The 14223-nt window shown below is 46.6% G+C and carries 13 protein-coding genes; 2 read left to right on the top strand and 11 right to left on the bottom strand.

Features of this window, described 5'->3' with window-relative positions:
- The first annotated feature begins 93 nt into the window (after positions 1-93).
- Together DFP81_RS12520 and tsaC are read left to right on the top strand one after the other, a co-directional pair.
- Entirely contained in the window at positions 94-474 is a 381-nt protein-coding gene (locus DFP81_RS12520; RefSeq protein ID WP_115898212.1) for a DUF3461 family protein, read from the top strand.
- Between the two features lie 141 nt (positions 475-615).
- Positions 616-1173 carry an L-threonylcarbamoyladenylate synthase type 1 TsaC gene (gene tsaC / locus DFP81_RS12515; protein ID WP_115898210.1) on the top strand — a complete coding sequence of 186 codons (558 nt, stop codon included), beginning with the start codon at positions 616-618 and terminating at the stop codon, positions 1171-1173.
- Between the two features lie 101 nt (positions 1174-1274).
- Here tsaC and DFP81_RS12510 read toward each other — a convergent pair whose 3' ends face one another.
- The 11 genes from DFP81_RS12510 to DFP81_RS12460 form a co-directional block, all read right to left on the bottom strand.
- Entirely contained in the window at positions 1275-1988 is a 714-nt protein-coding gene (locus DFP81_RS12510) for an ABC transporter ATP-binding protein (RefSeq protein ID WP_115898208.1), read from the bottom strand.
- Positions 1985-2866, bottom strand: coding sequence for an ABC transporter ATP-binding protein (locus DFP81_RS12505; protein WP_115898206.1), 882 nt, complete (start codon positions 2864-2866; stop codon positions 1985-1987). Before DFP81_RS12505 ends, DFP81_RS12510 begins: the two co-directional genes overlap by 4 nt.
- Positions 2863-4137, bottom strand: a complete 1275-nt coding sequence (livM, locus tag DFP81_RS12500; protein WP_115898204.1) for a high-affinity branched-chain amino acid ABC transporter permease LivM — start codon at positions 4135-4137, stop codon at positions 2863-2865. Before livM ends, DFP81_RS12505 begins: the two co-directional genes overlap by 4 nt.
- Positions 4138-5049: an ABC transporter permease subunit gene (locus DFP81_RS12495; RefSeq protein WP_115898202.1), complete on the bottom strand. Its 912-nt coding sequence runs from the start codon at positions 5047-5049 to the stop codon at positions 4138-4140.
- A gap of 87 nt (positions 5050-5136) precedes the next feature.
- Positions 5137-6249, bottom strand: coding sequence for a branched-chain amino acid ABC transporter substrate-binding protein (locus DFP81_RS12490; RefSeq protein ID WP_115898200.1), 1113 nt, complete (start codon positions 6247-6249; stop codon positions 5137-5139).
- 465 nt (positions 6250-6714) lie between these two features.
- Positions 6715-7752, bottom strand: a complete 1038-nt coding sequence (locus DFP81_RS12485) for a divergent polysaccharide deacetylase family protein (protein ID WP_245959156.1) — start codon at positions 7750-7752, stop codon at positions 6715-6717.
- Positions 7752-9050 (bottom strand): S41 family peptidase, encoded by a 1299-nt coding sequence (locus DFP81_RS12480; RefSeq protein WP_245959155.1) that lies wholly within the window; start codon positions 9048-9050, stop codon positions 7752-7754. Before DFP81_RS12480 ends, DFP81_RS12485 begins: the two co-directional genes overlap by 1 nt.
- Positions 9051-9096: 46 nt before the next feature.
- Positions 9097-10239 (bottom strand): murein hydrolase activator EnvC family protein, encoded by a 1143-nt coding sequence (locus DFP81_RS12475; RefSeq protein ID WP_115898194.1) that lies wholly within the window; start codon positions 10237-10239, stop codon positions 9097-9099.
- Positions 10240-10246: 7 nt separating this feature from the next.
- Positions 10247-11776 carry a 2,3-bisphosphoglycerate-independent phosphoglycerate mutase gene (gene gpmI / locus DFP81_RS12470; protein WP_115898192.1) on the bottom strand — a complete coding sequence of 510 codons (1530 nt, stop codon included), beginning with the start codon at positions 11774-11776 and terminating at the stop codon, positions 10247-10249.
- A gap of 104 nt (positions 11777-11880) precedes the next feature.
- Positions 11881-12783 carry a LysR substrate-binding domain-containing protein gene (locus DFP81_RS12465; protein ID WP_115898190.1) on the bottom strand — a complete coding sequence of 301 codons (903 nt, stop codon included), beginning with the start codon at positions 12781-12783 and terminating at the stop codon, positions 11881-11883.
- 129 nt (positions 12784-12912) lie between these two features.
- Positions 12913-14184: an NAD(P)/FAD-dependent oxidoreductase gene (locus tag DFP81_RS12460; protein WP_115898188.1), complete on the bottom strand. Its 1272-nt coding sequence runs from the start codon at positions 14182-14184 to the stop codon at positions 12913-12915.
- Between the last annotated feature and the right edge of the window lie 39 nt (positions 14185-14223).

The raw sequence follows: 14223 nt of genomic DNA, 5'->3' as shown, positions 1-14223 counted from the left end.
CCTGCGCCATCTCAATTTTCTTATCGTTTGCCCTTGCTTTTGAACATAACAATCCCATACTAATTAATAACAAACATTAAATAGGACTTTGCTATGTATCCAACGCTTGAATCTATGGGCATCACTAGTACAGAAAACATCGAAAAATTCACTCTTCGATATGAAAATGGGCAAGATGTTTTAAAAGTATATTACCGTCGTGAGAAAGGCTCTTTATTACCAAAAAGTAAAAAGTTTAAATTTGGTCGCTCTACAAAAACAGTTTTAGCCGATGGCGGACAACAAACTTACCGCCAAGTACAAGAACCTTCTTTGATTGTGGTTCGTGCTTTAGAAGAGCTAGAAAAAATTGTTGGCAAGCAACAAGAAGCGAGAGTCTCTAAAGAAGACCTTATTGTTGAGCTAGAGCACCTAGAAAAAGTCATGGAAAGTAAGATCGCTGACATCAAAGCCAAAATCAACGCCCTAAAGTAAGCCTTAATACGCTTGCCAGTCATTAAGTTGGGATCGAGGCTGATTAATTTTTCTTAATCGGCCTTACTTTCTGGCTCCTGTTCATAAATACCCTTAAAATTCCCCCTGACGTTTTTCATTTCCCTGTCAGAGTGACCTTTCATGAAACTGATACATTCCCCAACACAACTTGCCGATATTGTGCGCCAAGGTGGCGTTATCGCCTACCCAACTGAAGCCGTTTGGGGCTTAGGCTGTGACCCATTTAATGAATCAGCGGTCAAAAAAATTCTTAGTTTAAAGTCTCGAGCAATTGAAAAGGGCCTGATTTTGGTCGCAGGCAACGCCGCCCAATTAGCCCCTTGGACTGAGACATTAACCACAGAAGCGGCGGAGCGGCTAATCAGCAAAACGGCTATTCCTACTTCTTGGGTAGTACCTGATACGCAAATTACCCCGCCATGGGTCCGAGGTCAGCACGCCAGTGTGGCGATCCGTTTATCACAACACGCGCCCGTCCAAGCCCTTTGTGCGGCCTTTAATGGCACTCTCGTTTCTACCTCTGCCAACCCGGCTGGACTTGACCCTGCCATGTCAAAAGAAGAAGTGATCGCTTACTTTGGTGACGGCATTGATGCTATCTATGATGCCCCTCTCGGTGGCAATAGCCAGCCATCACAAGTGAAAGATCTATTAAGTGATACGTTATTTAGAGCTTAATCGCCACGCGAAGCGATACGGTTTTGCTGCAGTCCAAAAAAATGGCGAATCTTAGCCGATAAGATTCGCCATTTTTGCTCACTCAGCCTTTAAGCAAAAGGCTAATGGCCGCCCAAATACGCCTCACGGACTTCTGGATTGAGCAGTAGCTCTGCCCCAGTGCCGGTTAAACGAATTTCACCATTTACCATCACATAGCCACGATCTGCCAGTTTTAATGCGTGGTTGGCATTTTGCTCCACCAAGAAGATGGTCATACCTGTGCTGGCGACATCTTTGAGTATTTCAAAAATTTGCTTAACAATAATCGGTGCCAAACCCAAGCTGGGTTCATCCAATAACAAGAGCTTAGGTCGACTCATTAACGCGCGCGCAATGGCCAGCATTTGTTGCTCACCGCCAGACATAGTAGAGGCTCGCTGATTACGCCGCTCTTCAAGTCGCGGAAATAACTCAAACATACGCTTCATGTCCTCATCCGCGTGCTGCATACCAATTGGGATGGTGCCCATGAGCAGGTTTTCTTCAACCGACATACTTGGAAATATACGCCGCCCTTCTGGTGATTGAGCCAAACCATGGGACGCCACATAATGGGCTGATTTCTGGGAAATATCTTCACCCCGATAGATGATTTCACCACTAGAAATTCGTGGCTGACCAAAAATAGACATCAATAAGGTCGACTTACCTGCGCCATTGGCTCCGATCATGGTGACAATTTCACCTTCATCTACCGTTAGTGAGACTTTCTTCAATGCTTGGATTGGACCGTAATGGACATCCACTTCTTTAAATTCCATCAGTGTTGTCATAAGGTCACCTCTTCGCCTTCTTCTGCCCCGAGATAAGCAGCAATTACTTTTGGATTACTCTTAATATCATCCGGACCGCCATCGGCAATCACTTCACCATGATCAAGTACAACAATATAATCCGAAATATCCATCACCATGCCCATATCATGCTCGATCAACAAGACAGTGGTCTTATGCTCATCGCGCAACACACGGATCATTTTCGTTAAGGCTTCGGTTTCTGACGGGTTTAACCCCGCCGCGGGTTCATCAAGACAGACAATTTCTGGGTTGGTACACATGGCTCGAGCAATTTCTAAGCGCCGTTGTTGACCGTAGGAAAGCTCGCCAGCTAAACGGTTGGCAAAATCCACCAGATCCACCACGCCGAGCCAATAAAAAGCACGCTCTAAGGCTTCCTCTTCCGCTAATTGATAGGCCTTAGTATTTAAAATCCCCCCCATCAGATTGCGATTGACCCGCATGTGCTGGGCCACCAACAGGTTCTCTACCACCGACATTTCTTTAAACAGACGAATGTTTTGAAAGGTTCGCGATAAGCCAGCACGGTTGACCAGATGCGATCCGCCAAACATCTTGTATTTTAAGCGCTGAATAAAGGCGACAGGTGAAATAAAGTCGGTCATCATGAAGGGCTCACCCAAGACTTTAATCACACTGGTTTCTTTGCCATTAGCGGACAACATAATGTTGCCCCCTGTGGCTTTATAAAACCCCGTCAAACAATTGAATACTGTTGTTTTACCGGCGCCATTGGGACCAATTAGAGCCGATACCGAACCACGTTTTATATCAAAGGTCACATCATTAAGGGCTTTAATCCCACCAAAGTGCATAACCAAGTTTTCTACTTTAAGGATGTTTTCTTGGCTCATTTAACTGCCCCTTCTCTCGCAGCAAAACCATTTCGGGTCACACGAACGAGACCGCGAGGTTTCCAAATCATCATCACAACCATCAAAATACCGAATATCAAGACTCGGAACTCGGCCACTTCCCTTAACATCTCAGGCAATACGGTCAAACAGAAAGCGGCAATCACCACCCCCAATGTTGATCCCATACCCCCGAGTACAACAATCGCGAGAATCAGAGCAGATTCGAAGAAAGTAAATGATGAAGGGCTCACAAAACCTTGGTATGTAGCAAAGAAAACCCCCGCTAAACCGGCGGTAGAAGCCCCCAACATAAAAGCAGATAGCTTTACTAACACATGGTTCAAGCCCAAAGAACGACAAGCAATTTCGTCTTCGCGCAGCGCTTCCCAAGCACGACCAATAGGCATTTTAACCAAACGATGCTTAATAAAAAGAACCGCCCACACCACAATAAACAGCACCAAGTACACGAACATGTATTTGTAACCGGAATCGTAAGGCAGGTTAAAAAACTCATGGAAGGTTTCACCACTGGCGGAACGCCGCTTGAACTCTAAACCAAAGAAGGTCGGTAACGGTGCCGAGATACCATTCGGGCCATGGGTTAAGGATACCCAGTTGGTGAGTACCAAACGAATGATTTCACCAAAACCCAGGGTCACAATAGCCAGGTAATCGCCATGCATTCGCAGCACCGGAAAGCCCAATATGGCCCCAGCAAACGCCGCGGCAATGGCCGCTATGGGCAACATTGACCAAAAGCCTAACCCCAAATTCTCATAACCTAGGGCTAGGGCATAAGCGCCGATTGCATAAAAGCCAACGAAACCTAGGTCTAACAAGCCAGCCAAGCCCACTACGATATTCAAACCAAGTCCTAATAGGACATAGATCAGGCCTAATATCAGTACCGTAAGAATGTATTTCGATGCCACAAAGGGGATCAGAAAACCAATTATCATTACCAACGGAATAACCCAGATCATTTTCGATTTAAAATGCGGCGGATTAACCGTTACGCCGTCATGGTTGCTGGCGTACTTGAAGATCATCGCCTTACCTTTCTCGGTCTGAAAATAGTAAGACATAATCAAACGACCAACAAATACCAAGGCAACAATCACCGCCACGCGCTGAAAATCGATGTCGAATTTATAGCCATCCAGAACGACCCCCATAATAGGGCCAAACACCACCAATGCCATCAAGGCAGCAACCACGGCATCAGTGAAGCATTGCTTATAATTCATACCTGCTGTTTGACTCATCTATACTTTCTCCACTGCTGGTTTGCCTAATAGGCCACTTGGACGAATAATCAAAATCAGCACTAACAAAGAGAAAGAAAACACATCTTTATAATCTGAACTTACCAAGCCTGCGAACAAGGACTCAGAAAGCCCCAAGATAATGCCTCCCAGCATAGCCCCTGGTAGTGAACCAATACCGCCAAGCACCGCAGCCGTAAAGGCTTTGATTCCCATGATGAAACCAATGTAGAAATCAAAAGCGCCGTAATCAAGGGTCACTAATACGCCGGCTAGTGCGGCCATAGCGGAACCAATCACAAAGACAGAGGAGATAACTTTATCGGTATCTATCCCCAAAATAGAGGCCATCTTGCGGTCTTGTTGGGTAGCTCGACACATACGACCCAGTTTTGTTTTCTGGATAATATAAGTCAGTACCGCCATCCCCGTGAACGCGATCAGCAGTATCATCACTTTCATATAGGTGATTTGCACAAAGCCATCACCCACATAAAAACGAAATGCCCCACTGAGTAAGGTAGGCACACCCTGCTGGTTTGGCCCTTGGCTCAACTGTACGTAGTTTTGCAATATCAAAGACATACCGATGGCGGAGATCAACACCGATAAACGACTTGAGTTACGCAAGGGGCGATAAGCTACACGCTCAATTACCCAGCCATAGGCTCCGGTAATGACTATGGTGAAAACCAAGGCGCCAAAGATGATAAAAGGAAAAGATTGCACACCAAAAAAAGTGAGTAGTGCGATTGATATGGCAGTGAGATAAGCAGAAACCATGTAAACATCGCCATGGGCGAAGTTAATCATGCCAATAATGCCGTACACCATGGTGTAGCCGATTGCTATAAGCCCATAAACAGAGCCAAGGGTCAGGCCGTTTACCAACTGCTGGAGAACGATGTCCATCGTATAACCTCGCGGGAATGTAAATCGAAGAACGTCTCGCCGTTGGCTAGCAACGGCGAGCAGTTGAATAAATTAATTCAGAAAAAATTAATTTTGTTGGATGTATTTGCCTTTATCATTCCACTCATACATGACGTAATCGGATACTGTTAAGTCGCCTTTTTCGTCAAAGCTCTTTTTCCCCATCACAGTGTCCACTGAATTAGCATGCAACCATTCAGCGGCTTTAATTGGATCTAAATTAGTATGGCTTAAGGCCGCCGCCGTTACTTGCATGGCAGTGTATGAGTACAGGGTATAGCCTTCTGGTTCATAACCATTTGCCTGAAATTCTTTGACCACACTCTTACCCGCTGGATAGGACATTGGGTCGGCACCAAATGTCATCATCACGCCGTCAACATATTGTGGACCACCGGCAACCGTAACAAACTCGTCTGAAACGATACCATCACCTGACATAAAGATGGCTTTTGAACCTTGCTCACGAAGCTGACGCACCAAAGGACCAGCCTCTGAGTGTAAGCCACCAAAATACAACACATCAGCATTCACAGAACGAATTTTTGTCACCAAGGCGTTAAAGTCTTTTTCACCTCGGGTCAGACCTTCGTACATCACTTCTGTGCTGCCTTTATTATTCAGCGACAACTTCATCGCATCCGCTAAACCTTTACCATAAGTGTCTTTATCGTGAATAATCGCGACGCGTTTGGCTTTCAGGGTATCTACAATATAGCTAGCGGCCACTTGCCCTTGTTGGTCATCACGACCACAAACACGGAACACATTGGGCAAACCACGATCGGTAATGGTTGGGTTGGTTGATGCTGGCGTCACCATTAATACACCGGCTTCAGCATAGATATTAGACGCTGGTTGAGTAGAAGAAGAGCAGAAATGGCCAATCACAGCGATGGCATCATCTGAGTCAACCAAACGGTTAGCTACCGACACCGCCTGCTTCGGCTCACAAGCATCGTCTGCTTTGACCAGCTTGATCATTTCTCCATCAATACCACCTGCGGCATTGATATCTTTTGCGGCTTGTTCGGCCCCTTTCCATAGCTGTTCGCCAAACGCAGCGTAAGCCCCTGTATGAGGACCTGCTACACCAATTACCACTTCTGCCTGAGCCAGTGTCGCCGCTCCTGCTACCGCAATAGAAATCAACGTTTTTCTGATTACCGCATTTGACATAAGAATAGCTCCTACTCGTTTTTGTTTATCGTTATTATTTAAAAAGCAAGAAGCGTTCCAAAAATATGCCACCCCTAAAATGACATATAATATGAAACTTATTGCAGAATTCCCTAAAGAATGTGCACTACAATGTAGCAACAGACTAATATTTGATCAATGACTGGTCAATAGATAAGCAATAAAATAGAAAAATAAACCACCCTGAGACTCGGCCAAGGTAAAATTAATCACTAGTGAAAAACACCAAGATAGGTTTTTATGCTTTATAAGTGAGGCTTACTAACAGGTGAGCGCTGACTGGCTAATGCCATACGCCCATCAAGGGGATATTAGAGAATCAGCGAAGAGACAATCGCCAAAATGCTTACCTTAAGACGTCACGGTAAGCATTTTATTAGGCTTGGTAAGAGGAAGGTGCAAACTTTTGGCTACTTTTGATTGAGACAGTCCGTAGCCTATCCGTTATTCTGTTACCCGTTTTTTCTGGTTAGCTGCATTACTTTTTGGGTGCTTGCGCAGCATGTCAGTCAATGGCACTAATCTTACGCCATCTTTTTCTAGCGCCACCAGACGCTTCTTTAAATAGGCCATGGTTTCTGGGTAAGGGTGCCCTATCGCCAGCGCCTCACCATTACGTTTTGCCAGTTTAACCAATCTTGTAAATTGCTTATCAATGGCCTTTTCCATGCGAATATTATCCAAGAAAACATCTCGACTGGTGGTTGGCAAGCCATACTCTATGGCGGTTTTTTCGGCCACACTATGGGCTGAGGTCAAGCTGTCTATAAAAAATAAAGAGCGCCCTTTTAACACTTCCATCACCCAATTCATTGAGTTTTGCTGTGCGGTTAATAAGCTGCCCATGTGATTGTTTACGCCTTTAATACCAGGCAAACTTTCAATATCTTTTAACAATGCTTTTTTCAGCTGCGTTTCTGTCATTTTGACATAAAGACCGCCTGGTCCAAGCTTCAATTCACGTACATTTTCCATTGGCGCGTGAAGAATAGTGACCCGTTGCTGCTGCTTTGACTGGGTTGCCGTAGCATGAGCAAAAGGCGTCAAAGGCAAGATAGCCAGCGCCACATTAGTGGGTAACGCCAGCGCCGATGTCATACCTTGGCGGTTATAACCTAGATCATCTATTAAAATCGCAATTTTCGGCAAACTCTTATCGGGCTCTTGCTCTGCTGAGTGATTAGACTGCCAAAAAGGAGGCGTCATATTTAGCGGCTTTGCTAACTCGGTATCGTCCTTTGAGTGTGCTAAATCATTGAGGACAGGAGCCAGCCAATGCGGTTCGATAGCCTCCTCAGTGTCCGCTCTATACTCTCGTTCTGGTGCGGCGCTATTCCGTTCTGGCGCTGCGCTATTAAAAATCAATGGTCCTAATGCCTGGGTTTGATCGGTTTCTTCTGCTGACTGTGCTTGATTGCCCATCAAGCTGACCAAGATAAGAGCGCTCCAAATGGCGCTCCTCTTGATGTTTATTAAATTCACTATTTTGTCTCTCGAGGATGGTAATCAAAACTAGGTAGGGTTTGTAAAATGGTTAGCGCTTGGAATAATTGGAAATCCTTCTTTGCTACCTCGCTAAGCTTCAGCAAACCGGCCGTATCCGTTCTGTCTGCGCCACCTGTCCCATTGCTCAGATGCCCTTTTAGCTCGGCTTCTTTGACCACGAAATGATCTTTATTCAAGGTCAAGGTGGCTTCAGGTACTACCAAATCCGGGGTGATACCCTGCGCTTGGATAGAACGCCCATTAGGGGTGTAATACAAGGCGGTGGTAAGTTTAACCGCGGCACCATCAGACAATGGTACCACCGTCTGTACTGACCCTTTGCCAAAGCTTTCGGTCCCCATAATTAGCGCGCGTTTATGGTCTTGTAAGGCACCGGCGACAATTTCAGAAGCGGAGGCAGAGCCATCATTAATCAGCACCACCAGTGGCACTTTTGGTAACTGAGTGTTTTTCGCCGTCGCCTTAAACTCGCTCTTAGATAATTTATGACGACCGTCTGTGTACACTATCATGCCATTCTCAATAAAGGTGTCCACTACCTTCACTGCCGCTTGCAGCACGCCGCCTGGATTGTTTCTTAAATCCAGCACCACACCATTAATTGGCTGTTCTTGTTCCAGCTTAGCGATTGCCTGATGGAATTCTGTGCCGGTATCTCCTTGGAATTGCTTAATACGTATGTAAGCAATACCTTTACTTAACCATTTGCTGGTCACACTTTCATCTTCGACTAAACGGCGTTCAAGGGTAAAATGTTTGATCTGCCCATCCCGCTCGATATCCAAGGTCACCTTAGTGCCTACCTCACCGCGCATCAGGTTCATTACATCTTGAAAGCCCAAATCAGTAATGTAGGTAGTGCCAACCTTAACAATAACATCACCAGAGAGAATGCCCGCTTGCTTAGCTGGCGATCCGTCAATCGGTGACACCACGGTTAACTTACCGTCTTTCATTTCCACTTCAACACCCACCCCAGCATAGTTGCCAGATGTGAGGTCTTCAAAGTCCGCCACTTCATCCTTAGTCATGTATTCAGAATGAGGATCTAGGGCTGCCACCATTCCTTTGAGGGCTCTGTCTAAAATCTGTTGGTCAGAGAGTTGATCAACATAGCCTTCTTTAATGGTTTCAAAGGTTTCCACAAAGGATTGTATTTCAGATAAGGGAAGCTGGGGGGCATGGCTATCGACCGTTTTTTCTGCAGCGCTGACTTGCTGTACAGAAAAAGCCATCAGTAACAATACTAGAGCTCGATTGAGAGACTTCTTCATCATTTTTCCTACTGTTATGCCATGTATATAAATGCGTTATTTATCATCAACTGGAGCGAACCCAAGACAAGGGTGTTAATGGCGCGCCATTGTGTCTGATGGCAAAGAAGAGCGCCGCATCGGCAGGTCCGCCCGAGCTGCCAACGGTGGCCACCACATCGTTACTGTTGACCCATTCTCCCACTTCTTTCAAGAGACTCTGGTTGTAACCATACAGAGACATATAACCATCACCGTGATCAATAATCATCAAGAAACCAAAGCCACGCAGCCAATCGGAAAACACCACTCGGCCATTAAAGATGGCATGCACTTCAGTGCCTTCTTGCGCTTTAAGGGTGACGCCACCAAGATTTACCTTGCCGTCCGTCGGCAAACGAACCAATTTTCTCAGCGGTCGTACTAATTTACCTTTTTGCGAGGAAAAGGGCACATTTTGATCTGGTAGTTTCACATCCGCTAAGGCCTCTTCTAGGCGTTTTAGCATTTCTTTCAGGTCTTGCTGATTTTGTACCAAGCGTTGAGAACGCTGGCTGCCTTTTGCCAGATCTTTATCTAGCTTAGCTAATAAGGTGCGACGAGCCGACTTTTCTTTGCTTAATTGTTTACGCTGCTCGATTAATGAGGCTTCTTCTTGCGCTTGTTGAGCGCGTTTTTGGCGCAAGCTTTTCTCCACTAGATTAAGGTCATTAACTTCATTCGCGTAACCATTAATTAGGGATTGTCGGGCGGTAGAGAAATAACGATTGTATTGCAGCAAGCGCATTGAAGTAGCAGAGTCAGGACCATTCAGCAGTAGCTTAATGCCTTCTTGATTACCGGAACGATAAACCGCCCTTAGTTGGGCGGCTATTTGTTCATTCTGTTTTTGGATACTGAGCCGAAGCGATAGCTGCTGCTGTTGTAACTCCCCCAGCTGCTGCTCACCTTGTTTCAGGCTCTGCTGCAAATTTTTAATCTTGTTGAGCAAATCTTGAATGGACTTGTCTTTGCTTTCCAATTCTTTTTCAACATCAGAACGTTGAGACTTAGTCTCTTTCAGCCAAGCATTCAGTTTTTGCAGATCTTTCTGCAAAGCTTGAATCTGTTGTTTGGCTTCTTGTGGCGTCTGCGGCTCTCCTGCTGCCCAGCTAAGGCTGGACAACAGGAGCAAGACGACACAAAACACATGACGACACAATACAGTCATCAATGCCTCACTGACGAGTGAGTAGGCTAACGCCACTCATTTCTTCAGGTTTTTCCATGCCCATCATGTCCAATAATGTCGGCGCAATGTCGCATAAAGAACCTTCTTTTAAGGCAAGACCCGGCGTTGGAGAGAACAGCACCAAAGGCACTGGCCCAATGGTATGAGAGGTTAATGGCTGAGACCCATCGTTACTTAACATTTGCTCTACGTTGCCATGATCAGCGGTAATCAAGCATTGGCCACCATTCACTTTCAGCGCAGACAAAATACGGCCTAGACACGCATCAACGGCTTCGACGGCTTTTACTGCCGCGTCAAAAACACCACTGTGCCCAACCATATCGCCGTTGGCAAAGTTACAAATAATGGTGTCGTATTTACCCGCTTCAATGACTTCCACCAGCTTATCTGTGACTTCTGGCGCACTCATTTCTGGCTGTAGGTCGTAAGTTGCGACATTAGGAGAAGGGATCAATTCACGCTCTTCGCCGTCAAACACAGCTTCTTCGCCACCGTTGAAGAAGAAGGTAACGTGGGCGTATTTTTCGGTTTCCGCAATGCGCAATTGCTTCTTACCTGATTTGGACAAGATTTCGCCCAAAGTATTGCTGAGCGCTAATGGCGGGAACGCCACATCAGCAGCAATATCAGCCGCGTATTCGGTAAAGGTAACAAACGCAGCATACGCTGGGTGTGCTTTTCGTTCGAAGCCAGAAAACTCCGCTTCAGTAAAAGCGCGTGTCAGTTGGCGAGCACGGTCAGGGCGGAAGTTGGCAAAGATAATGGCATCGCCATCTTCTACTGCAACAGGTTCACCAATAACCGTTGCTTTAACAAACTCATCATTTTCATCACGCTCATAAGCCGCTTGAATTGCTTGTTCTGCAGTGGCGGCTTGATATTCGCCTTTGCCAAGTACAATAGCGTCATAAGCCGTTTGCACTCGATCCCAACGATTATCTCGGTCCATGGCAAAATAACGCCCTGTTAGCGAAGCAATTTTACCCACGCCTAACTCTGTTAATTTTGCACTTAACTCTGCAATTGGGGTTTGTGCTGAACGCGGCGGTGTATCGCGACCATCGGTAAAACCATGCACATAAACGGCTTTAGCACCGCGCTTTACCGCTAGTTCGCACATCGCCATAATTTGCTCATGATGACTGTGAACACCACCATTGGAAAGCAAACCTAAAATATGTACTGCTTTACCTGCGCTTACCGCTTTATCGACCGCCCCTACTAGGGCGTCGTTTTCAAAAAAAGAGCCGTCAGAAATAGCTTTACCGATACGGGTAAAGTTTTGATAGACCACGCGTCCAGCACCCAAGTTCATATGACCCACTTCTGAGTTACCCATCTGACCTTCTGGTAACCCCACGGCCAAGCCAGAGGTTTTGATCAGTGTGTGGGCGCGGTTTTCCCACAGGCGATCCCAGTTTGGCGTGTTCGCCGCCGTAATGGCATTGGATTGGGAAGTTTCGCTGTAGCCCCATCCATCAAGGATGAAGAGTGCGGTGGTCTTTTTATTCATGGTTATGTGTCCCGTAAATTAAACATGACGATGGTTTGATACTATCACAGGCATGTAATTTAATTACAGACTGACAACACTATTCCGTTCATTAATTCTTTTTATCATGCCACTTGTCTGGCTAACAACCAGTCACGAAAAGTCACTACCTGCTCCAAATCAGCCTTGTCTGCAGGGTAAGACAGCAGATATTCATGGGGGGTCGCAACTTCATCGCCAAACGGCGCTACTAGATCGCCATTGAGTAAACTTCCCTGGGCTAGGATGCTAGGAATCACTGCCACGCCCATGCTGTTTTTCGCCGCTTCTATAAGCATATGAAAGTGTTCAAATGAAGTGCCGGCAAACGAGCCGCTTTCAAGGCCTTGGGCTACCATCCAATCGGGCCAAGCATTAATTCTTGCGGAGGAATGCAAGAGTGGCAAATTCACCACGTCACTGCACTGCCACTCAGTACCGCTTCGGCCGTCTTGGTATTGCGCCAACAAGGCGCTGGAACACACCGCCACGACCTTCTCTTGCATCAACTGATGAGACACAGCACGTGGCCAATGGTCACCACCATAATGAAGAATAATATCAACGCTTTCAGGGTCTATCTTGGCGGCGTCGTCGAGTGACCTAACCTTGATTTGAAACTGTGGATAATCCCGTTGAAACTCAGCCAATTGAGGAACCAGCCAATGGGAAGCAAAGGTGGGTAATGCAGAAATGGTTAACGTGGTTTTCTCATCTTCACGATGCAGCATTCGCAAACAGGCATTCTCCATGCCATCGAGTAAAGGGACGACTTCTTTATAATACGCAGCCCCTGTACCAGTAAGCACCAAACGCTTATTCAAACGAATAAATAGATCACGGGATAGAAACTCTTCTAGATTGCGAATCTGACGGCTAACGGCACTTTGAGTAAGGTGTAATTCCTGCGCAGCTCGAGTAAAGCTAAGGTGTCTAACCGATGCTTCAAAACATTTTAGCGCGGTTGACGACGGGATATATCTCCGCATTCTTTGGCCACTTCATTCTAAGGTGATGGAAGGATAAAAGCATACTCTACCTTAAGCTTATTTGGCACACAAAGGAATGCCCTGAAATTGCGCATTCCTTCACTTTTATTGTCAAACCCTCCGTTTCAACTAATCAATAGCGTGGGTTTTTTGGCCTAAATGATAGGTCTGCGCACCCACCTCATAAAACAGGCGTTTCAGCTCTCGTAATGGCACATTACGCAATCTCGTCATAGGTACCGACAGACTGTCTCGCTGGCCTGAAAACCACTCAGCCAGCTCTTTGCCCATCATGGTACCAGGGCCAATGCCACGCCCGCTGTAACCTGCTACGCTAAACAAGCCGTGCTGCAATTGCTGACAATGGGGAAGGTGATCTTCGCTGTAGGCAATCTTGCCGCTCCAGGCATATTCCCATTCTACTTGGCTCAAAAACGGGAATAATTCAGCCACCCGCTGAGATGCCCAATTGGATAACGCCTTTCCTTCGCCGCCCATACCTCCAAACACTAAACGGCCTCGTTGATCTAGGCGAAAAGAACTCATCACTGTACAGGTATCCCAAACACCTTCTGCGTTTGGCAAAACCTTCGCTAACTGGGCTTCACTCAAGGGTTTACTGGCTAGCTGACTGTAAAAGATAGGGACAAATTTCCGCGCTTGCTCTTTCACCCCATGCTCGCTGTATGCATTGGTTGCCAACACCACTTTTTCAGCCCGTATTTGCCCTTTTGGGGTAGTCACAATCCAACCTTCCGTCGAGGGCCGAACACTGTTTAAGGGCGACTGATCAAACAATAAAGCCCCTTCTTTCAGCGCCGCAAACGCCAAACCACGGGCATACGCTAATGGCTGAATGGTTCCCGCTCTTGGGTCGAACAAAGCGCCAATAAATTTAGTCGAACCAATGCGTACTTGCGCTTCAGCTGTGTCTAGCAATTCCACTGGCGCACCGCGCGTTCGCATTTGCTCACAACGGCGCTGTAACTGAGTAAGTCCAGCCTTGCCGACGCCTGCATGCAGAGTGCCATGTCGCGTAGTTTCACATTGAATGTGATATTTATTGATTAGGCTAAACACCAATTCTGGGGCGCCTGCCAAGGTGTTGTATAGGGTTCTTCCCGCTTCGAGTCCAAGGGTTTTATCTAACTGGTCGGGCTCCATCCACACTCCGGCATTCACTAAACCGACGTTACGCCCAGAACCACCAAAGCCAACTTCTTGTGCCTCAATCAGCGCCACAGAGACGCCTAATTGAGCAAGGTGAAGCGCCGCCGACAAACCGGTAAAGCCACCACCAACAATCGCTACCTGTACCTCAATTTCCCCTTCTAACTGGGTGAGTTGAGGGCCTGCTGGCGCACTGGCTCGCCATAAGGAATCACACACAGAATCTTGCATAGTTACGACCTTAAAGCCGACGCTACGGCTTAGCTAAAT

The organism is Marinomonas pollencensis (assembly GCF_003387375.1).
Classification (GTDB): domain Bacteria; phylum Pseudomonadota; class Gammaproteobacteria; order Pseudomonadales; family Marinomonadaceae; genus Marinomonas; species Marinomonas pollencensis.
The sequence above is the reverse complement of the archived record's forward strand: the minus strand, read 5'-3'. Positions and strand labels throughout refer to the sequence as shown.